Genomic DNA, 22,362 nt, shown 5'->3' on the forward strand with positions numbered 1-22,362 from the left:
TACTAGTCTTATTTCTTAGTAGAATCTGCAGGAGTTTCTGCTTTTTTACCAGAACCTTTATATTCTTCGTTTAAGCCTTTCAATATTTCGTCTGTAATATCTAAATCTTCTTTGGCGTATAATACACCACCACCTTTCGAGTATCCAATAACCATGTCATACTTATCACTAGAATTATATTTCTTCAAATAAGCATTGATGTTAGTCAACAATTCGTCCGTCTTTTTTGCTTGCTCTTCTTGCAAGTTACCAGCTGCATTGTCTCTAAACAACATGATGTCCTGCTCTTTTTTCTGAAGTTGCATTTGCGTAGTTTTTGCTTGCTCTTCCGTCATGCCACCAGCTTGTGCTCTTCTTTGAAACATCGAAACTTCGTTTTGGAAAGATTGAGATCTTTTAGCCAAATCGTTTTCTAAAGCGAAACGCTTGTTTTCAAATTCTTTAACTACGTCTTTGTAGTATTCGTAATTGTTAAGAAGCGTGTCTGTGTTCACATAAACGATTCTTCCTGAAGGTTGACCACCAGCTGAAGTTTTTTCAGCGGCTTTGTTACAACTCATGATAGCCACTGTAAGGGCAAGAAATAGGACGGTTATTTTTTTCATTAAATTTTGTAAGTTTCGAATTAAGGATGCAAATATAGGTAATTTACTGATTATTATAAAAAAGAGAACAAAATGGATGTGTTAAAACACAAAAGATGGTTAATCTAGGAGGTTTTTTGAAGTTTTACTCAATCTCAAAAGGCACAAATTCCATCCAATCTACCTCTAAACTAAAATTATGCTCGGGTTTCTCAGATGCTTTTGGATTTGAAATAGAAATAAATTTATCCGAATGCCAAATATTCGCTCTAAACCTCGACTCATCTTGCGGAATTCCTTCTGACACCTCGGTATAGTCCCACAAGATTATTTTTTCGTTCGAAACCGGGTGAATCACCCACCAAACGATTCGCTCAGGCATCCAATCAAATCCATAGGTATAAAAATCAGAGGAGGCATCGTAATTGTCTACAGGAAGAATATTATTCGGAGTAGTTTGCGATACTTTTAACTCTTTAATGACCGGCTTTTCGTTTACTGTAATTTCGGTATTCAGTAGCTCACCTGTATCTAACTTTATGATACGCTCTACACGTTTTAGCTTTTTGCCTTTTCCGGTATATGTGCCAATATAAAGTAGCGTTGGGTCAGTCAGGTGCCATTCAAAATCTATTTCGCTGAGGCCATTTGGGGTTTCATTATAGGTAAACAAACCCACTAAAGCACCCACATTGGGCTGCAGGTCATCTACCTTGGGTATCTTAAGACTAGCCGAATAGGTGCCAAAATGGGTGATATTTTTAGAAATAATTTGTGGCCCTTGCCTAGGTCCTACCTTATCTTCTTTGTGTAACGTGAGTTTTAAAACTTTTTTATTTGAGGCAAATGATGAATACTCACCCTGTCGATATTTGAAAGGGAGTTTTTCTCCGTGTGTCATGTAGTCAAAAAAAAGAGACTCTTCTGACTCAAAATTTTCTCTAAACATAGGTTTTAACTGAGCACAAGTAGTAAAAGGAAAGCAAAACAGACAAATAAATACTTTTAAAGTCATTTTGTATAAAAAAATGGGCAGAGAGATTTAATCATTTTCCCTGCCCAGCATAAAAATTAAGCTTTAAAAAATTGTCTGATATGTACACCTGCCATACCCGAAAAACTACTTACTGTACTTATTATTAAAGTCATAATTGTAAATATAAACGCCACTTTGGGCACTTTAGACAAAAAACCTACACCACCCGTAAATAGGTCAGCGATTTTTGCAGACAAGTCAACCTCTGCCACAACATTTAGATAAGTAGCATAACCAACCCAAAGCGTTACCGCCGCCGCTGCCGCAGTTAAACCGGCCTCTTTTGCATCTTTGGCTTTCCAGGCACTTAGCACTAAACAAACGGGGGCTATAACCCACCAAGGCCCAAAATATGAGAGAATACCTCCTACAACAATTATTAATATATATAACATAAGATTTTGAATTAAGAATGATGAAAATTATTTCTTTGGTTTTATTACGATTCGCTGCGTGCTGCCTTTTAAAACCTCTTTGTTATTCTTTAAAAATATCAAAGTATCGAGCTTACCTGCTGCCCAGGTATCTACCATGTTATCAAAGTATTTACTTCCTGGGTTTCCAGACTGACCACCCGGATACAATCCGTAGCCTTTTGGCCATTCTTTGTCTAACTGCACCACCATTCTCCACGATGGTCCCGTAGTGGCCGTGGTTGCATTTACTATACCTGCTCCACCGCCCGTGTTTATATCGTTTCTGCTAAAACTCGAGAAAGCCGGAACCAAGTGTTTGATTTTAGTTGATTTCGCTTTGCCCCATGCCCAAGTCTCAGGACTTTGAGGTCCCAAATTCATGGTTAAACTATCTACAGTTGCTTTAAAACTTCCCAATACAATATCCGAAATTAGCTCTTTCTTGTCTTTAGTATTCACATTATCGAACCAAACTGCTTCAGGCTGGTTTTGAATCATCAACCACGTACGGTCTTCGGCTGGGTACATCATTTTTCTTTCGTCAGAAAACTCATCGTCCCATATCCATCGCATTAGTTCTTTGACCCAACGCTCATAAATAGTAGCACCAACCGCATCTGCTCCGTTTACCTTATCCCAAGTTTTTATTGCGTCAAAAGCTACCTTTGCACTTTTGTCTGTTTTTCCTTCTAAATAAGGCAATAGTAAAGGTAAAACTCTGCGAGCAGCTACATTGTAATTGTCGTTTTGAAGCATCCTTAAGCTATCCACCGTTGCGTTTTTCATGGCAGTTAGTCTTTCGTTTATCCTAATTCCACGATACGCAGGAGCAAATTTCCACCCCAAATAATACGGATAAGTAGGGTCAGTAGAAAACTGATTGGCAGAGCTCACAAATCCTCTCGATGGATTTTTAACCGTTGGGTTCTGGTCTTTCGGAATCCACCCTTGCCAGTCGTGCGAGGCCAATGAACCATCCAAAATATACTTGCCTTGCTCCTTCCATTTAAGAGGCAACTTACCATTAGGCGTAATCGAAATATCATTTTGATTGCTTGCAAAAATAAAGTTCTGAGGCGGTGAAGTGTAATAAGTCAAAGCCTTGCGGTAGTCGTCGTAGTTTTTAGCTTTGTTTAAATAATAAAATGTGAGCAGATCTGAACCATCAGTTTCGAGTGTCAGCCACCTCATGGCGTGCCCTGCGGGAGCATTTTTACTAAAGTTAGTTTCTTTGTCTTCGTTATATAAAACCGGGCCATGATGGGTATAAATAACCGTATCTTTAATGACTACTCCAGACTTCAGTTTAAATTCCTCGATTCTGGTTTTGGTTGGTTTCCAAGCCCCTTCGTACCAATAGGCAGATTTTTGAGCATCTTTAAATTTGATTTTATAAAAATCCATTACATCACTACCTACGTTGGTAACACCCCAAGCGATATCTTTATTAAACCCAATTACGATTCCCGGCGAACCTGGCAAAGCAACTCCGTAGACATTCATAGTTGGTGTGTGCAATTGCATTTGATACCAAATAGACGGCAAACTAAGCGTAAGGTGCGGGTCGTTAGCCAATATAGGCAAACCAGTTGCAGATTTTTCTCCACTTACCGCCCAGTTATTTGAACCAATCTCAGGGCGAGCCGCAGGAATATTAAGCGAAACTTCTTTGGCCTCAGGCATGGCCATGATTTGGTCAGGGGTATTTACCGCTAAAGGTGTAAAATTCCATTCGGTGCCTTTCGGTATTATCGGGCTATCGTCTGACGGATAATCCGGAAAAAGGTCTTTGACCGTATCTAAGCCATAGGCACTTACAATGTTTGACACTCGGTAGTCATTGCTTCCGCCACTAAGGGTATTTCTCATGTTCATGAGCATCAAAATGGTTTTGTACGGGCTCCATTTTGAAGGCTTGTAACCAAGTATTTTATATTCTAAGGGTAAGTTTTTGTAATCAATTTGATCAATATATGCATTTACTCCCTTTGCATATGACTCCAAAATCTTGCTAGACAAAGGGTCCTTTTTTAGCCCTTCGGCTATTTCCGCTGCGGCTTTTGCCATACCCAATCTACGATTATACCGGTCGTATTCCAGTGCTCGCTCGCCCACTACTTCGGTAAGTCTACCTGCTGCCACTAAGGTATAAAACTCCATTTGCCAGATTCTGTCTTTGGCTATTACATACCCTTGGGCAAAATAAAGGTCTTCTTCGTTTTCGGCAAAAATGTGAGGTACGCGGTTAGCGTCAAATTTCACCTCCACAGGAGCAGAGACACCCGACATCTCCAAGTCCTCGTTGATCTCAAACCCTTTCTTTTCCGTATTTTGAAGAAATCCCTCAAACGGACTAAAGAGCCTGCCGAGTGCCGGAATAGACCCGTGGGGGTTGTGCAACAGGAAAACTAGAGCCACCGTGACCAGCAGACTCCAAAAGTGTTTGATAAATTTCATCTTATATTTGGTTTTTGTTATCTCGAAATTTATGAAATTTTATTTAATTTTTTGTGTTAATTATATATACCTCTGATAAAAAATGAGCGAAACGATTTTAAAATGAAATTTAACCTTACGATAACTTTAATATTTATGTCTTTTTTTGGCGTTTTTCAATCAAAAGCTCAAGTAAACAGCAAGGCTTTTGACTTGTTATTGAGAAATATGATCAAAAAGACCATACCGACTATAAGTGTAGCCGAACTGAAACCCAAGGTCAATAAAGTTATGCTACTAGATGCCCGCGAGACAAAGGAATTTGAAGTGAGCCACTTAAAAAATGCTCGAAATGTAGGATTCGACAACTTCGATATAAAGCAGGTTTCGGATTTGCCGAAAGATGCCGAAATAGTGGTATACTGCTCAATAGGTGTTAGAAGTGAAAAGATAGGCGAAAAATTAAAAGCTGCCGGATTTACGAATGTTAAAAACCTATATGGAAGCATTTTTGAATGGGTAAACCAAGGAAATACAGTTTACGACAGCAATGGAAAACCCACCCTAAAAGTACACACCTACAGCAAAACGTGGGGAATGTGGCTAAACAAGGGCGAAAAAGTGTATTAAAAAAGGGCACTTCCAGTAAAGAAAGCACCCTCAAATATATTTAAATCAGACAACTTAGGCTGGCTGATGCTCTTTTCTTAACAAGTCATTCACTGTTTTTACGGGGTTAAAGGTGATCAAAGGCACCTCCACAAATAGCGTGTTCCAGTCAGACATGGCACCATTCCAAAGGCCTGGTAGCTCTTGGGCTTTGAGAGATTTCCCACTTTGAGATTTCTCGGTAATAAATCCTGTTTTGGAATCTCTAAAATCTAACAATTCAAACTTCTCTTTCTTATAGTTTTTAACTGCACAAATAAGATCTACAGGATTAAAGTGAGTAGCATTTTCAAAAATCTCTTTTTGTTTTTTGTTGCCCATGTTAATTTGAGCAGACTCCACTACTTGTAGCGAAACCGACCCATCGGAGTTCTTTGCCCAGAAAGGCCCACCTCCTGGCTCACCTACGTTTTTTACCATTCCGCATACTCGCAACGGGCGGTTTAGTTTGCTCAATGCATACGCCAATTTATCATCATACGACCAAGCTCTAAAGCCTTTTGGTGGCTCCACATTTAAAGAAGTACGCACAAAACGCAAGGCTTTGTTAAGCATATAAACCGAAACCTCTGGCTTTTCAAGTCTTTTGAGGTAATAAAAAATATCTTTTTGGATTTTCAGAAGCACACCTGCAAGTGCTTTTTTGTAAATAACTGTTTCTGCTTTAAGGTGATCAGGCACTACGTTATCTATGTTTTTGATAAAAATAACGTCTGCATCTTGATCATTGAGGTTCTCTAACAACGCTCCGTGACCTGCTGGTCTAAACAGCAGATTGCCAGAGGCATCTCTAAATGGTTCGTTTTGCATATCTACAGCTATGGTGTCTGTAGATGGCTTTTGCTCTGAAAATGTAATGTTATATTTTACCTGATATTGATCTTCATAAGTTTTCAAAACTGAATTAATCAACTCTTTAAACTTCTTTTTGTGCTCTGGCGAAACCGTAAAATGAAGCCTTACTTTTCCCTTATTGTTTGCATAAAGAGCTCCTTCTACCAAATGCTCTTCTACCGAAGTACGGGTAGCATCTCCATACCCATGAAACTCAAGCAGCCCTTTTGGCATGCTGCCGTAGTCAAGCCCATCGGCTTCTAACAGTCCCTTCAGTATATCTTGTTTTTCGGTTGATTTACATACTTTGACAAGACTTGGGTAAAATGCAAACGACTTAAGGTTCTCAAAAAACTGATCCACAGACTTATCTGCCTTGCCTTCGTCTTTGGCCGAAAAAAGAGATTTAAACATTCTGCTGGCCGCACCAGATGCCGGCACAAACTTGAGCAGCTTTTTCTTAAGGGCCTCTTTTTCAAAAATCTCAATATATTCTGCTTTGCTTTCATCTGTCAGTTTTATCATACCGGCTTCTATAGTGGCGGCTTGAATAACATGCATAAAAGGAAAACCTGTTTTAAAATTTTCTATCTGTTGTTTTACAACATTTATATTGCTGCCTCTTTTGGCAATTTGGCTAAGGTCTTTGTCAGAAAAACTCATATCTGTGGTTAAAAGGGACGCTAATTTTTTAATATTGAAATAATCAAACAAGTATAAACAAAAAATATGCTTATAGAAAACCTTAGCAATAGGAATTTATAAAACTAAATGAAAAATGGTGCTTGTTGAATCTAAATTTTTAGAATATTAATTCTTTTTTAATCTTAAATTAAGTACCACTTAAGATCATTTAGGCAGTTTTACACATGGAATTAAGGAAGGGCAAAAACTGAAATTAGTTTTTTGTTTTTTTTATTGCGTACAAAAAAAAGAGCAATAAAAAAGGCTTTGAAAACATACAACAAAAACAAAATAAAAGATTTAGTTAAAGGGATTTATAAGATTAGTTAATAGAAAAAGCTTTTTCCATTGGAAATGGCTTTTCTTGGTTTTAGTAAGACTATAAAAACCTTGTTTGGGGGATAATAGATTCAAAAACAACATTTTTAGATATAAAAAAGCTAATTTTGTTATAAATACTACCAAAACAGATTTAGATGAATGTATTGATCATTGAAGATGAAATAAAATTAGCGAAGTTTATATACCAAGGATTAACCGAAAACGGTTATCAGTGTGAAATGACACATGATGGCAAAACAGGCTTAAAATTAGCCTACGGCAAAGAGTATCAGATTATATTAATGGATGTAAACATGCCTGAAATCAATGGATTTGACCTCTGCGAAAAACTTCGTGAAAACAATATAAATACACCTGTACTGATGCTTACCGGAATGGCGAACACCTCGTCGAAGGTAATGGGGCTAAACTCGGGAGCGGATGATTATTTAGCCAAGCCTTTTGAGTTTGATGAGTTATTGGCAAGAATAAGAGCTTTGCTAAGGAGAAATAGCCTGTCGGGAACAGAAATAAAGTCTCAACTCTTAAAAATAGCGGACCTTGAAGTGGACACACATGCAAAAGTTGTAAAAAGAGCAGGAAACATCATCCCTTTGGCGGCAAAAGAATTCTTTTTGTTGGAATACTTGATGAAAAACAAAAACAGGGTGGTCTCTAAATCTCAAATTTTCAGCGAAGTGTGGGACCTGAACGCCGACTTAGACGGTGGCAAAGTAGAAGTATATATTAGCAAATTAAGAAATGCTGTAGACAAAAACTTCCCCGTCAAACTGATACACACCATAATAGACCTAGGCTATATTATTAAGGAAGCCTAGGCGTTTATTTTTTGGGGTAAAGTTACCGTTACTTCAGTACCTTCGCCCACTATAGATTTTATCTCAGTGTAGCCTCGATGTAAGTCCACAATCTGTTTTACCAAAGGCAAACCAAGTCCGTGTCCTTGAATAGTATTGGTATGCGAAGCACGATAAAAGGGTTCGAAAATAGACTTTAGTTCAGTAGCAGGAATACCCATTCCTTTGTCGGAAAACACAAATATCAGCCTGTTTTCATCACCTGTAATTTTCACATTTACATATTTTATCTCGGAGTATTTACACGCATTGTCCATGAGGTTTAAAAACACGATTTTCATTAAATCTAGATTTACTCTTTCCATTAAAAAAAAATCCTCCCTTTCGATATTTTCAGGAAAATCAATGACTATCTCCGCCTCTGGCATTTTCTTTTTTACCAAAGATTGAGCCTTCCAAATGGCTTCTTCAACGTATCCCTCTGAAAACGGCACTTGGGTATTGGCCACATTTACACTAGCGAGCAAAAGAAGGTCATTTACTAACAAAATAGTGTCTTTCACTTCACTTTTGATATCCTTAAGCACCCTTATGTACTCTACTTTGTCGCGTTCTTTAAAAAGAGCTACCTCTGACTGACCTTGAATGATGGCCAACGGATTTCTCAACTCATGGCTCACAAACGAAACGAAATTTTGCTGCTGTACTATATTTTTTTGTAGCCGGTCTAACACGCCATTAAAGGCCGTCACCATAGCCCCCACTTCATTTTCTTTATTTACCAAAGTTACGCGTTCGCTGAGGTTTTCGAAATTAATATTACCCATCTGCTCGGAGGCTAACTCCAATGGATACAGGTCATTTTTAGCTACTCTTGAAACCAAAAAATAAGTAAATAAGCTGAGAATTAAACTCCCGATAAACATTACTCTAAGAAGGAAATTTTGCCGCTGCTCACCAATTAAGTCATATGCACTTGAGTAGATAATATACTTTTCTTTTAAATTCGCAATACTCACCAATTCATAAACTTCTTGCACGTCACCATTTTGACCTAAATGAATACCCTTTGCGTTTACTTGCAGTGCATACAATAAGGCCTTATTTATTTTAGTTGGGGAGCCTGGTGAACTATAAATTGCGTTTCCATTTATATCAAAAATTGCATATTTTTCATTGGTAAGTATCAAGTGATAACCCGACGGATTTAGGGCACCAATGTTGTTTTCAAGAAGTTCTTGATGACTTTCTATTCTATTAATTAATAAATCATAAAAGGTACTTTCTCTATTTGTACTATAAAAGAAATATACCACAGCCGAAAAAAAGACTAAAATCAAGCCTACTAAAACACCTATTTGACGTGGTCTTCTTTTACTAATTTTCATACTTTTTCCTGCTTTTATTTTTTAATTAACGAAAGATATAACCCATACCGATAGCGGTCTGAATTAACTTTTCATCAAAACCATGATCTATTTTTTTACGGAGAAAATTAACATATACATCAATAATATTGGTACCCGTTTCGAAATGCACGTCCCATACTTTTTCTGCAATTTCGGTTCTTGACAGTACCCTTTCTGGGTTTTTAATAAAATAACTTAAAAGCAAAAACTCTTTAACCGAAAGGTCAATTTCGTGGTCAGCTCGGTACGCTTTTTTTAAGTTTAAGTCAAGTTTTAAATCTTTATAAACCAAAGCACCCTTTGACTGAGGCGGAGCAGATACACCACGCTTTAAAAGTGCATTAACGCGAAGTAATAGCTCTTTAAACTCAAATGGCTTTATCAGATAATCGTCAGCACCTGCCTCAAACCCTTCAGTTTTGTTTTCGATACTTCCCATGGCGGTTAGCATCAAAACCGGTATTTGGTTTCCTTCTGCCCTAACGGCACTCACTATTTCGAACCCTGAAATTTTAGGTAAGTTAACGTCTAATATCAATAAGTCCAAAGGTAGCGTTATAGCCAAATGCTTCCCGATGAAGCCGTCGAAAGCCACCTCTACCTCATATCCATTTTCTTCCAAGCCCTGTTTTAAAAAAGAAGACATGCGTTGCTCATCTTCTACTACTAATATTTTCATTTATTTATATTTAATATCATAAAAATGAAACCTTAAGCTATGTGTGGTCTTAAAAAGAAATTAAAAAACGATTAAAGCTAAATTTAGAATAAAAAACATGTGAATTTTACTTTTTTAGATACTTAAATTATATCCGAAAGTAACTCTGCAACTAGAGCCGTCCAGCCTGTTTGGTGTGAAGCCCCTACTCCATGTGCGTCATCTCCATCAAAATACTCATAAAACAGCACGAGGTCTTTATTCTCGTCTTTAGCATAAAAATCTTTAAACCTTCCATGCACGGGTCTTTTCTGTTCATTGTCTATTTCAAAAATCGAAACTAGCCGAGCAGCAAGAATTTTATAAAGTTCTATACAGGTAATTTCAGTACCCGAACCATTTGGGTACTCAACCGTAAGTTTATCTCCATAAAAATTCCCGATTTTTTTAATCGATTTTAAAATTAAATAATTAATGGGAAACCAAACTGGCCCTCGCCAATTAGAATTACCCCCAAAAAGGTCGTTGGTAGACTCCGCCCTCTCGTAGTCTATGGTATAGTTTGAGCCTCCAATTGTGACCGTGTAAGGTTTTTCTTTGTAGACTTTAGATAATGCTCTTAGCCCACCAACAGACAAAAACTCATTTTCGTCTACCAGGTAATTGACTATTAACTGCAGTTTTTCTTTATTTAAAAGCGAAATTAAAATATCGCCATTTTCGGCCACTTCTTCAATGGGCAAAAACTGATTCTCTTTTTTTCTTTCCCTTTTAAACCATTTTATTCTCTGCGAAAAATCATTCAATACATCGAGGGTGTTTCTTTCTAAAACCGTTACCCCAAACAAAGAAATTAAACCCACTATTGACCTCACTTTTAGTGCGACGGACTCGCCACTTTTAGATTTCAAAACATCATAAAAAAAGTTGTCTTGATTATCCCAAAGTCCTTTGTCATTTAAAGCCTCGGCTATCAAGCAATAGTGTTCATAAAACCTAATAACCATGTCTTCATACGACTTGTCATATTTCGATATCTCATGGGCCATTTCCAGCATATTTAGAGCATAAAGTCCCATCCAACTGGTAGCGTCGGCTTGCTCTAAACTGGTATTGTCGTTAATGGTTTTACTTCTGTCTATCACCGAAATATTGTCTAAACCCATAAATCCACCCGTAAAAAGCGTATTTCCGTCTACGTCTTCACGGTTTAGCCACCAAGTGAAGTTTACGAGGAGTTTTTGAAACAGCCTTTTCAGAAAATCTATGTCATTTTTACCATGAAGTTCCTTTTCTATTTTATATACATTGAACCCCGACCAAGCCAAAATAGGCGGATTGAGGTCTGAAAAATTCCATTCGTAGGCCGGAATTTGCCCATTGGGACTCATGAACCATTCTCGGGTGAGCAGTATAAGTTGATTTTTGGCAAAAACAGGATCAACCATAGCCAATGGAATGCAGTGGAAAGCCAAGTCCCAAGCCGCAAACCACGGGTACTCCCAAGTGTCAGGCATACTCAATATATCAGCGATTTTGAGGTGTTTCCAATCTTTGTTTCTGCCCTCGTATCTACTTAGAGGTGGAGATATTTGCCCTGAGTCGCCTTTTAACCATTTCTCTACGTCATATTGATAGTATTGTTTGCTCCAAAGCAGGCCACCAATGGCCTGTCGCTGAATGGCCTTTTTGTCAACTGAATCAATATTTCCGGATAGCGATTCAAAATATGCATCAGCTTCGGCTTTTCTTTGATTAATGATGCTGTCAAAAGAAGTTCCGAACGGTGTTCCATTCTTTTTGCTGCTTAACCTTAGCTTAAACACCTTTTGAGACTTAGCGGCAATATTTTCCGAAAAAACCACACCACACTTGGTGCCACTTATTAGAGCGTCATCATAAACTTCGTGGTTTATAATAACCCGATTAAATAAATCTTTAGTTGGCTGGTTTGGCCGGCCAATATCGTATAAATCAAAGGTATTAGTCTCGTTTTCAGTAAAAAGTACACGGTCTGCATTTTCGTAATACAAATAGTATTCACCTGGGTTTTGTGAAGACACATTTACTTGTTCAGTACCATTCTGGTTTTTGACCAATGAAATCTGTGGCTTTTTAATTACCTCGCCTGACAACCATGTATTTCGAAACCAAAGTGTAGGAACTAGCGTAATTTGAGCATCGGAGTCTCCTCTGTTTATGACCGTAGCCTGAATGGAAATATCGTCGCTCGACTTTTTGGCATATTCAATGTAAATATCAAAGTAGGCATTTTGATCAAACAAACCTGTGTCAAGCAGTTCAAACTCATCTGCATTTTTACCAATCTGTGCATTTACGTCTCTTAATTTTTGATACGGATATTCGCCTTGCGGATATTTATAGAGAAACTTCATGTAGCTATGCGTTGGTGTATTATCTAAAAAATAATACAACTCTTTTACGTCTTCCCCATGGTTTCCTTCAGGGTTGCTGAGGCCAAACAGACGTTCTTTCAAAATAGGGTCTTTTCCATTCCAAAACGAAAACGCAAAACAAAGATTTTGACGTAAATCAGAAATACCCCCGATACCGTCTTCACCCCACCGGTAAGCTCTTTTAGACGCATGATCAAAAGGAAAATACGGCCACGCCATACCATCTTCTGAATAGTCTTCTCTGACTGTGCCCCACTGCCGTTCACTCAAATATGGCCCCCAATTTTCGATAGGTACCATTTTTTCAGCATTGCTGGCTAATCTTTTGTCTTCTTCTGTTATTTTTTTCATTATCCGTTTGTAGAAAAACCAGGGTATAGTGTCATGCCACCATCAATAAAAACGGTGGTGCCCGTAATATAGTCTGCCTCATCAGAAGCCAACCACGAGGCCAAACTGGCTACGTCTTCGGGCTGACCGATGCGTTGATATGGAATTAAGGTCATTAAATTATTTAAGGCTTCGGGAGTTTCCCATGCCTGACGATTTATCGGAGTTTGGATGGCACCCGGTCCAATGCTATTTACTCTGATTTTGTGCGGAGCTAACTCTTGAGCCATACTTTTCATGAGTAATTCCACTCCGCCTTTTGAACAAGCATAGTTTACGTGCCCACCCCAAGGAATAACTTCATGCACAGAACTCATACATATAATTTTACCCGCAGCTTTTGATCTGCCAGCTATAACGCCATTTTTAAGGAATTCCCTAACTGCAGCCCTTGAGCATAGAAACTGACCCGTAAGATTTACATCAATTACTAATTTCCATTGAGCCAAAGTCATATCTTGAAAAGCCGCGTCTTGTTGTAAGCCCGCATTATTTACCAAAATATCTATACCTCCAAATTTGGATATCAGGGCCGTAAACATAGCCTCCACATCTTCTTCATTGCTGACGTCTGCATATAATTTTATGGCTTGGCCGCCATAAGATACTATCGTTTTGACTACTTCATCTGCAGCTTCAGGATGACTTACAAAGTTTATGCCTACTTTGGCTCCTTGTTTTCCTAACTCTATGGCTATGGCTTTGCCAATTCCTGAATTGGCTCCAGTTACAAGAGCCACCTGATTTAATAATCTCATATTGTTTTTCATTTTTTTAAATGTTTTACCAAAAATGAGCTTTTAGACTTAACTCTGCTTTGAGAATAAATTAAAAAACAATTAATAGTCTATTATAAACAGAGAATGATTTAATTGAAATTTAATTTGGATTAGGGTCAATATTAATGTTAAAGTAAGAAAATTGTATAGGTGTTTTTTATAATTTGATTTTAAGTAATATATGGCGAATCTTAGCAAAAAGAAGGTAACGGCAGCAGGTTTATTAGTAGCATTAGGAATCATTTACGGAGATATTGGCACAAGTCCACTTTATGTTATGAGTGCCATAGCAGGTGACAAAATACTCAGTAAAGAATTAATTTATGGATCGGTCTCTTTAGTTTTTTGGACTTTAACTTTACTTACCACCATAAAATATGTGTGGTATACTCTAAAAGCCGATAACCACGGCGAAGGCGGGATTTTTGCTTTATATAGTTTGGTAAAACCCTATGGCAAATATATGGCCATACCTACTATTATAGGAGCTGCGAGTCTTTTGTCAGATGGGCTTATTACGCCCCCTATTTCGGTTTCTTCTGCCATAGAAGGGCTCCAAATTATCCCAAGTTTACATAATTTAAATACTTTGCCTTTAGTTTTGGGCATCATCACTTTACTATTTGCATTTCAACGATACGGCACCGAAAAAATCGGTGGCATTTTTGGGCCAGTGATGGTCATTTGGTTTTCTATGATTGGAGTTTTAGGTTTACGATACATTTTAATTTACCCCGAAATCATAAATTCGCTCAACCCTTATTTTGGATATAAACTTTTGTTTTATTATCCCCAAGGATTTTGGCTGTTGGGTGCGGTTTTTTTGTGTACTACTGGAGCCGAAGCACTCTACAGCGACATGGGCCACTGCGGTTTAGAAAACATCCGCACCTCTTGGGTTTTCGTAAAAAGTATGCTGATAATAAACTACTTAGGACAAGCAGCATGGATGATAAGCAAAATAAACCAACCACTCGGCGACTTAAATCCGTTTTTTGAAATAGTGCCCGATTGGTTTAAAATTCCATCAATTGCTATCTCCACTTTGGCCGCCATAATAGCATCTCAAGCTTTAATTAGCGGAAGTTACACCCTCATAAATGAGGCTATCAGTCTCAATTTTTGGCCCAGATCTAAGGTTATTCATACCTCTATTCATAAAGGCCAAATCTATGTACCCTCTATAAACACCATGCTATTTGTGGGCTGCATGTTTATTATTATTTATTTTAAAAAATCTGAAAACATGGAGGCCGCCTATGGACTTGCAATTACTTTAGCCATGCTTTCTACTTCGTTTTTACTTTTCTTTTTTATATTGAAGAGACTAAAATGGAACTCTTTATTAACCACACTCTTGATTTCTATTTTTGGATTTATAGAAATATCGTTTTTTTTATCAAATATTCGGAAATTCCCAGAGGGTGGATACATTACAATTTGTATTGCACTGATATATATCGCCATAATGCTTACCATTTTTTATGGAAGGAAACTTAAAAACCAACTCACCAAATTTATAGAAATAGAACCATACGAGGACTTGTTTATTAAATTAAAAAATGATAGCACAATTCCACTGGAGGCTACTCATTTAGTGTATTTGACAAAGTCAAAAATTGAAGACCAAGTAGAGGAAAGAATTATTAAATCAATTTTCTCGAAAAAGCCTAAACGAGCTGAAATGTATTGGTTAGTCCACGTAAAGCGTACTTCAGAACCATTTACATGTAGTTATTCGGTCAAAGAAATCGCCACAAAGTCGCTTATTAAGGTAAACCTCCATTTGGGTTTTAAAACACCTGTCCAAATTGAGGCTTATTTAAAAACAATCATAGAGGAGTTAACTAAAAATGATGAGTTTGAATTTGTACAGACAGAGTCTGCATATAGCGACTTCAACAATGAAGTTGACCTAAAATTTGTAATCATTAAAAATATACTCTCGATAGAAAATAAACTCACTTTTTTTAAAGAGGTATTACTTAATTCTTATTTTAGACTTGAAAAAATGGGGTACGATTATGCCCAATATTTTGGTTTAGAAAACCGAGATGTAGAATTTGAAGAGTATCCACTGATATATGAAACTGAAAAAATACCACATTTAAGAAGAATCAAAAGAAAAAGCACTGAGTTATGAAAACACCAATTAAGATTAATTACTGAAAATCAAAAATTTAGACCAATGAAATAAACAATACGCCCAATTAAGCATGGGGGGCAAACTAATATTTATCCATAGCCTATTATTTTTCTAATTGCCCAAATCAATCAGAAAATTTTGATAAAGAAACTTTTGAAAAACAAACTGTAATAAGAAATATAAAAGCGTTTTAAATTTAAGCTTTGAACAAAAGGTTGGGAAATTCCTTATCGATAAAGACACCCAAAAGACACCCAAGATTCCTATTTATTTAATGGTCAACATTGCCCAACTTTACTACCCATAAGTATAAGCTTACGCTAAATTTTGTTAAAAAAAATGACTTGAATAATCGAAACCAATCTTCAATTTAATGGCTTTGAGGTAGGCCAAGAAAATTTCGTTAAATGAACCCTACTTGATACACAGATTTGTGTATCACTCCTATATCAGGACATGAAGAATAGGTTATGATATCCATAATTGAGAATATAAACTAGTGTTTAAAACACTTCAATTTTTTATACGAAATGAACAAAAATCAAATTACTCTATTTTTATTACTCGTGTCAAATTTTGCATTTGGCCAAACCAACTTGTATCCAAACACTAGTTTTCTAAAAAACTTACATTTGGATTCTGATTATAATTCACTCAAAAGTAAAATATCACAAGAATTTGCTAATGTAAAGCCGGGAAAATGGGGAGAGTTTGTAAATGGTGTGGATGAGGACCTCATAACAAAAAATAAAATCGTTGCCTTAACTTTCGATGCCTGTGGTGGTAAAAACGCAGACGGCTATGACAAAGATCTAATTGATTTTTTAAAGAAAGAAAAAATACCAGCCACCCTTTTTGTTACAGGCAAATGGATAGATGCCAATTATCTAACATTTATTGAACTAAGCAAAGAGCCTCTTTTTGAAATAGAAAATCATGGCCTAAACCACAAGCCATGCTCAATAGATGGAGAAAGTGAATTTGGAATAAAAGGCACGCCAAATATTGGAGATGCCATAGACGAAATAGAAGCAAACGCCATTAAAATCGAAAACATTACCCATACAAAACCGATCTTTTATAGGTCAGCCACAGCCTACACAGACGAAGCCTGTGCCAAAATAGCCACTGCATTGGGAGTTACCATGATAAGTTTCGATGTGCTTTCTGGTGATGCTATCCCAAACACTCCAAAAAATGTTATTGAAAACAATGTACTGAAAACCATAAGGCCAGGTGCAATCATAATTATGCACTTTAACAGACCTAATTGGAATACCGCGGAAGCACTTTATGAACTTATACCAAACCTCCAAAAACAAGGCTATTCGTTTGCAAAACTTAGAGATTATCACCTCAAAGCAAAATAATAGCTATTGGCACAGGCACACTGTATAGTACACAAACTTCTATTTATTAATCGCTTACATCACTTTTTTTAATAGCCAATTAATTTCACATTTAGATAGCATACAACTCATGGTCCCACTTTTGATTCATAAACAACACAAAAAGTGTAGAACAAAAAAATCAAAATACTAATATCATGAAAAATTTAATTTTGGCATCTGCAATTTTGGCTTCAAGTGTTGCCACAAACGCTATGGCTCAAACTACAACAGAATTGTTTACTGCAAAACTTGAAGAGAGAACGATACCTATTGAGTTAATCTCGAAAGTAAAAAAAGACTTCCCTGACAATAAAATAGTTGAATATAGGTCGTTTCCAATGGAATTGCTAGGTGAAAATTGGGTAGTTAAAACTAATCCTGACGCAGACCCCAATACCCCTGTGGATACTTATCAGGTAGAAATGCTCGGCAAAGACTCAAAAGTAAGTGCCATTTATTCTCCAAATGGAAATCTAAATAGCTATAGAGCTAAGTTAAAAAATGTGGCTTTACCTTTAGAAATAGACAAAAAAATAAGCGAAATGTATCCGGGATGGATTGCGGCAAAAGATCATGAAACTATTACGGTAAATAAAAAAAATGAAACCAGTAAATACTACAAAGTCGAAATCAAAAAAGGCAAAGAAAAAATGCATCTACTTTTTAATAAAGACTTAGAATTAGAAAAATCAATTAAAATATAAATGACAATGAAAAAAATTCTTTTAACTGTGGCCTTAGCAAGCAGCTTGTTAGCCGGATGTAATAAAAAAGTTGAGCATAAAGCAAACGAAAAAACAGAGCAATCTGCAGATTTAGCGAACCCTGAAATGGTGATAGAAGAACACACTATGGAGATACCTAACAAATCTGACATTGCTTTTGAGGAAGCTCTAAATAAGTTTGACACCAAAGACTATAAAGCCTCAAGTGAAAAAATAAAAGAAGCCATCGGTTTTTTAAAAACTGAAGCCGATTCACTTAAAGGCACCAAACATGAACACTTTGAAAAAAGTATAGAAGCTCTATCGAAACTTGACAAAATGCTTTTAGAAAAACCAAGTTCAGAATCAGAAAAATCTTTAGTTACTGCCTTTGAAAACGCAGAGACTAACCTTGCACACGATTACTTTTATATAGCTGATTATTATATTATGGATCAACCAGCCACTAGCAAAGCTTTTCTAAAAAATGGTATTAAACACCTCGATAACCAAAAGAAAAGAGCTAAAAAAAATTAATTTATTATTTGTTTTAAAGTCATAAAGGCTGTCGAATTATTCGATAGCCTTTTTTTTGAAAATAAAATTAAAAACAATGGCTTTAACCTCTTCTTAATTTAAAGTTAAACCGGACTAAAGATGGTCGAGCCACATTTGATTATAAAAAAACAAAGCAATGAAAAACATTAATCAAAAATCAAGAAAAGCACAAATTCGAGGACTTTGGAAAAGGTCTATCGGTGGCTTAATGGTTTTGTTAGTTAGTTTATTAACAAACACCCAAGTTTTTGCTCAGAAAACCACTACGCTGGAAACAGAAAAAGGAATATCTGCCGCTATAGCACCTTACAGTGCCGATGTCAGGAGTTACATATTATTGGCAAGTCTTCAGCCCGACGTTTTGATGCAACTCAAAGAGGAGCAAAAACAAACAGCGGAAAGCTTCAGAAATATCATGAATAATTTTGACCAGACCGAGCAAAGTCGGTTCTATACATTGTCGAGATATCCTGATTTAATGGAGCTTCTTAGTTCACTACCAAAAGGCAAATCGAACAATGAGATAATGGCGATTTTGCCATCTCAAGATCAAGATCTGCAAGAAGCGGCTTGGAAAATCTATAAAAACAACAAGTCCGAATTGTTGGAAATGGTCAACATGTATAGCCAAGCCGACATTGAGTTTCAAAATAGCATAAAATCTCTCGACCCAGATTCGCGTATGGCTTTTCAGAAACTTGCTCAAATGCCCGATGTGTTGACTCTACTAACTGACAACATAGACTTAACAGCCAAACTAGGTGAACATTTTATAGCAGATAAAAACGGATTGACTTCAAACTTGGTTGCTCTTCACGATAGCTTAAATGTACAAAACCAGTATGAATATACGAAGTTTAAAGATGAGGTAGGAAACAATCCGGACGCAATGAGTGAACTCTCAAGAGCAGCACAAGACTATGCAAACCAAAACGGATATAACGTATCCCCTCCAAACAACTATAACAATTATACACAAAACATGTATAATAACCCTTATTCTTACTGGTTTGGTTATCCATCGTGGTATGGTTCGCCTATGTGGTACCCAAATTCATTCTGGTATAACATGGGGCTTTATAGCGGCAACGGATTTGGCCTTTATGGTTTCCCCTCTTACGGCTTTGCCAACTGGTTTTTTAGTCCAAGTGTGTATGTAAGATACCCAAACTTGTATAACAATTTTGGCAACTATTATAGAAACCAAGTGCATACACAAAGATTTGTGAGTCCAGCAAGCAGCGGCTTCATGAATGTAGCTCATAGCCACTTTAGTCCAAATGCTCCAAGAGGCTTAAACTACCTGAGTTCGGCATCTCACTACTCAAGACCTATAAACTCAAATGTTACGCCATACAGAGCCACTTCAAGAGGAGATGCAGGCGGATACCATGGAGACTCATGGAGCAACTTTTCGAGAGAGAGTAGCTTTAACTCAGGTGCTGGTTTCAGAATGCCTTCTGGTGGTGGTGGATCAAGAGGCGGCGGCGGAAGACATTAATCCTGAATAATATTTTAACCTGTGAACCTGGAGTCGCTTCATTTTTGGAGCGGCTCTTTTTTTTATTCAAATAATAAACTTCTGTCTTTTCTTTTACTAAATCTCATTTAAATGAAACTTTCATTGCTCTTTTAATCAATTTTTAATTTAGAATTTAATCTAAATATATGTTAGCATCTGACTTTTGGATTATAAAAATAACAAAATGAAAATTTTAATTATCCCATTTGTCTTTCTGATGTCACTCAATGCTTTTGCTCAAAAAGACACCCTAAAGTTGAGCCTTGAAAACGCAGAAAACACATTTCTCGATAAAAACCTGCAACTGATAGCCAACAAGCTAAATATTGAAGAAAGCAAAGCCTACGAAATACAAGCAAAACTAAGGCCGAACCCAAACTTATATGTGGAGCAAATGCCATACAACTCTCAGAAAAAAGAGATTGTAGGTCTAAAACAATCAAATTCAGAGCAAATTGTTCAGTTTCAACAATTGTTTTTGTTGGCTCAAAAAAGACAAAAACAATTTGACTTGGCACAAGCAAATACGGAGCTAACAGGTCACATGATGGAGGAGTTACTTAGAAACTTGAAATTTCAATTGAGAAGCTCATTCTATGATGTTTACTATTACCGCCAGGCTATAAATCTATACAATATAGAAATAGCTAAAATACAAGAAACTCTAAACCTATATCAGTCTCAGTTTGAAAAAGGCAATATCCCTTTAAAAGACATGAATAGACTAAGGGCGTATTTGATTTCTTTAAATACAGAAAAACAAGGCATCGCGAGCAACTACATAGATGCTCAGCATGACCTTGGTATCTTACTTAACCTTCCACAAGGATTAATTGTGGAACCAAAGGTAACACCAAACGAAGGAAATAGCGATAAATTGATTCCTGATTTCAAACAACTTTTTGACTTGGCTTTGGCAAACCGTCCCGACATGAAAATCGCGGATTCTTACCAAAATATTGCAAATAGAAACCTTAAGCTTCAAGAAGCACTTAAAACGCCAGACCTGAACATGCATCTAAACTTTGACCGTAACGGTAGTTTTATTGCAAATTATGTGGGCATTGGTGCAGATATGACTTTGCCTATTTTTAACAAAAACCAAGGGAATATTCAGGCTGCAAAAATCAGAGTTTTGGAAGCAAATAAAGGAAAAGAAATAACTAACCAAACGATTACCAAAGACATAGAAAGCAGCCTTGACAAAGCCCTGCAATCTGACAAACTCCTTAAATCGTTTGACTTAGCATTTACATCTAGTTTTACCGATTTTATTGATGGTGTGATAAAAAACTATGAAAAACGTAATATCGACGTGGTAGAATTTATTGATTTCTTTGATTCTTATAAAGGAACAATTCTTCAAATCAATCAGCTTGAACACGATAGAAAATCGGCATTCGAAGGTCTCAATTTTACAGTAGGAACAACAATATTTAATTAATATAAAAATGAAAATCTCACGTATTTTATTCAGTGTTATCATATTTGGAACGACGGCCTGTGGTTCAGCAAAAAAAGAAACAGCTACACAAACTGCCGCTGAAGAAGCTCCCGCTGATTCTTTGAGTTTATTTACAGTTGGAGTAGACCATGTAAAAAACAAACTAAGTTTATCGGGCAAAGTATCATACAATCAAGACAAAATCACCAAAGTATTCAGCCTAGTGAGTGGGCACATGCAAGACGTAAAATCAGTGCTTGGCGACTACGTAAAGGCCGGACAAGTATTGGCGATCATACAGAGTGGCGACCTTGCTGATTTACAACAGAATGCAGTAAGTGCAAAAAGCCAATTGTCAGTGGCTCAAAAAAACTTACAAGTAACAAAAGACATGTCTGACGCTGGATTGGCTTCGCAAAAAGACTTAGTAGCCGCACAAGAAATGGTGGAGTCAGCAAAAGGAGAAGTTAGAAGAGTAGCGGCTCGTCAAAACATATTGGGTTCATCGGCTTCAACTTATTACATCAAAGCACCTGTAAGTGGTTTTATAGTAGAAAAAAATGCACAACCTGGCATGGAACTTAGATCTGATGATCCCGAAAGTTTATTTACAATCAGCAACTTAGACCCGATTTGGATTTTGGCAAATGTGTATGAAAACGATGTTTCTAAAATTAAACTCGGTCAAGAAGCTAAAATCACTACGCTGTCTTACCCCGACAAAGTTTATACAGGAAGAATAGATAAAATATTTAACATGCTAGACCCCGAAAGCAAAACAATGAAAGTCAGAGTTACGCTTTCTAACGCCGATTTTTTACTTAAACCCGAAATGTTTGCTAAGGTAAACTTGGAGTACGGTTTTAGCGAAAACAAGCTGATTGTACCTAGTGAATCTATCATTTTTGATAACAACAAAAACTACGTTGTGATAGGCACCAATTTTAAGGATTTAAAAATCGTACCGGTTGATGTATTTCAAAAAGTAGACGACATAACATTTCTAAACGGAGGTGTAAATTCAGGAGATAAAATAGTGAAAGAGAACGCTTATTTGCTTTACAATTCACTTACTAAAAACTAATAGTCTTTTTCACAAAGAGTCTTGATTTTAAATAAGATTTAACACCAGAAACTCTGGTTAAA

General features: G+C 36.7%; 18 protein-coding genes. 9 read left to right on the forward strand and 9 right to left on the reverse strand.

The window, feature by feature from the left end; genetic code table 11:
* Positions 1 to 8: 8 nt before the first annotated feature.
* From ACFOOI_RS10940 to ACFOOI_RS10955, 4 genes are all read right to left on the reverse strand, one after another.
* Positions 9 to 605: an OmpH family outer membrane protein gene (locus tag ACFOOI_RS10940; protein ID WP_379837945.1), complete on the reverse strand. Its 597-nt coding sequence runs from the start codon at positions 603 to 605 to the stop codon at positions 9 to 11.
* Between the two features lie 124 nt (positions 606 to 729).
* Complete coding sequence (locus ACFOOI_RS10945) at positions 730 to 1,533, reverse strand: glycoside hydrolase family 16 protein (protein WP_379837947.1); 804 nt, start codon at positions 1,531 to 1,533, stop codon at positions 730 to 732.
* Positions 1,534 to 1,655: 122 nt separating this feature from the next.
* The gene (locus ACFOOI_RS10950) at positions 1,656 to 2,015 is read right to left on the reverse strand and encodes a hypothetical protein (RefSeq protein ID WP_379837949.1); all 360 of its coding nucleotides are present in this window, start codon (positions 2,013 to 2,015) and stop codon (positions 1,656 to 1,658) included.
* A 27-nt stretch (positions 2,016 to 2,042) separates the two neighbouring features.
* A complete protein-coding gene (locus ACFOOI_RS10955; protein ID WP_379837951.1) occupies positions 2,043 to 4,493 on the reverse strand; it encodes a penicillin acylase family protein in 2,451 nt (816 codons plus the stop codon).
* A gap of 102 nt (positions 4,494 to 4,595) precedes the next feature.
* On the opposite strand from ACFOOI_RS10955, the gene ACFOOI_RS10960 reads away from it, so the two are divergent.
* Positions 4,596 to 5,102: a rhodanese-like domain-containing protein gene (locus tag ACFOOI_RS10960; protein ID WP_379837953.1), complete on the forward strand. Its 507-nt coding sequence runs from the start codon at positions 4,596 to 4,598 to the stop codon at positions 5,100 to 5,102.
* Positions 5,103 to 5,156: 54 nt separating this feature from the next.
* Here the strand turns inward: ACFOOI_RS10960 and ACFOOI_RS10965 are convergent, their stop codons facing one another.
* Positions 5,157 to 6,638 (reverse strand): DUF4301 family protein, encoded by a 1,482-nt coding sequence (locus tag ACFOOI_RS10965; RefSeq protein WP_379837955.1) that lies wholly within the window; start codon positions 6,636 to 6,638, stop codon positions 5,157 to 5,159.
* A 497-nt stretch (positions 6,639 to 7,135) separates the two neighbouring features.
* On the opposite strand from ACFOOI_RS10965, the gene ACFOOI_RS10970 reads away from it, so the two are divergent.
* A complete protein-coding gene (locus tag ACFOOI_RS10970; RefSeq protein ID WP_379837957.1) occupies positions 7,136 to 7,819 on the forward strand; it encodes a response regulator transcription factor in 684 nt (227 codons plus the stop codon).
* Here the strand turns inward: ACFOOI_RS10970 and ACFOOI_RS10975 are convergent.
* From ACFOOI_RS10975 to ACFOOI_RS10990, 4 genes are all read right to left on the reverse strand, one after another.
* Positions 7,816 to 9,186 (reverse strand): HAMP domain-containing sensor histidine kinase, encoded by a 1,371-nt coding sequence (locus ACFOOI_RS10975; RefSeq protein ID WP_379837959.1) that lies wholly within the window; start codon positions 9,184 to 9,186, stop codon positions 7,816 to 7,818. The two genes, ACFOOI_RS10970 and ACFOOI_RS10975, sit on opposite strands and share 4 nt — an antisense overlap.
* A gap of 25 nt (positions 9,187 to 9,211) precedes the next feature.
* Positions 9,212 to 9,886 (reverse strand): response regulator transcription factor, encoded by a 675-nt coding sequence (locus tag ACFOOI_RS10980; protein ID WP_379837961.1) that lies wholly within the window; start codon positions 9,884 to 9,886, stop codon positions 9,212 to 9,214.
* A 122-nt stretch (positions 9,887 to 10,008) separates the two neighbouring features.
* Positions 10,009 to 12,633, reverse strand: a complete 2,625-nt coding sequence (locus ACFOOI_RS10985) for an MGH1-like glycoside hydrolase domain-containing protein (protein ID WP_379837963.1) — start codon at positions 12,631 to 12,633, stop codon at positions 10,009 to 10,011.
* Positions 12,633 to 13,442 carry an SDR family oxidoreductase gene (locus tag ACFOOI_RS10990; protein ID WP_379837965.1) on the reverse strand — a complete coding sequence of 270 codons (810 nt, stop codon included), beginning with the start codon at positions 13,440 to 13,442 and terminating at the stop codon, positions 12,633 to 12,635. Before ACFOOI_RS10990 ends, ACFOOI_RS10985 begins: the two co-directional genes overlap by 1 nt.
* Before the next feature lie 190 nt (positions 13,443 to 13,632).
* Here ACFOOI_RS10990 and ACFOOI_RS10995 point away from each other — a divergent pair, with 190 nt between their 5' ends.
* The 7 genes from ACFOOI_RS10995 to ACFOOI_RS11025 all read left to right on the forward strand — a co-directional run bounded on the left by ACFOOI_RS10995 (position 13,633) and on the right by ACFOOI_RS11025 (position 22,300).
* Positions 13,633 to 15,594 carry a KUP/HAK/KT family potassium transporter gene (locus tag ACFOOI_RS10995; RefSeq protein WP_379837967.1) on the forward strand — a complete coding sequence of 654 codons (1,962 nt, stop codon included), beginning with the start codon at positions 13,633 to 13,635 and terminating at the stop codon, positions 15,592 to 15,594.
* 533 nt (positions 15,595 to 16,127) lie between these two features.
* A complete protein-coding gene (locus tag ACFOOI_RS11000) occupies positions 16,128 to 16,967 on the forward strand; it encodes a polysaccharide deacetylase family protein (protein ID WP_379837969.1) in 840 nt (279 codons plus the stop codon).
* Between the two features lie 176 nt (positions 16,968 to 17,143).
* The gene (locus ACFOOI_RS11005) at positions 17,144 to 17,692 is read left to right on the forward strand and encodes a hypothetical protein (protein WP_379837971.1); all 549 of its coding nucleotides are present in this window, start codon (positions 17,144 to 17,146) and stop codon (positions 17,690 to 17,692) included.
* A gap of 6 nt (positions 17,693 to 17,698) precedes the next feature.
* A complete protein-coding gene (locus ACFOOI_RS11010) occupies positions 17,699 to 18,229 on the forward strand; it encodes a hypothetical protein (protein ID WP_379837972.1) in 531 nt (176 codons plus the stop codon).
* A gap of 157 nt (positions 18,230 to 18,386) precedes the next feature.
* Entirely contained in the window at positions 18,387 to 19,751 is a 1,365-nt protein-coding gene (locus ACFOOI_RS11015) for a hypothetical protein (protein ID WP_379837974.1), read from the forward strand.
* A gap of 205 nt (positions 19,752 to 19,956) precedes the next feature.
* On the forward strand, positions 19,957 to 21,216 hold the full coding sequence (locus ACFOOI_RS11020; protein WP_379837976.1) for a TolC family protein: 1,260 nt from the start codon (positions 19,957 to 19,959) through the stop codon (positions 21,214 to 21,216).
* A 7-nt stretch (positions 21,217 to 21,223) separates the two neighbouring features.
* Positions 21,224 to 22,300 (forward strand): efflux RND transporter periplasmic adaptor subunit, encoded by a 1,077-nt coding sequence (locus tag ACFOOI_RS11025; RefSeq protein ID WP_379837978.1) that lies wholly within the window; start codon positions 21,224 to 21,226, stop codon positions 22,298 to 22,300.
* Positions 22,301 to 22,362: the final 62 nt, after the last annotated feature.

The sequence above is a fragment of the Lacihabitans lacunae genome (genome assembly GCF_042649125.1).
Lineage (GTDB): Bacteria > Bacteroidota > Bacteroidia > Cytophagales > Spirosomataceae > Leadbetterella > Leadbetterella lacunae.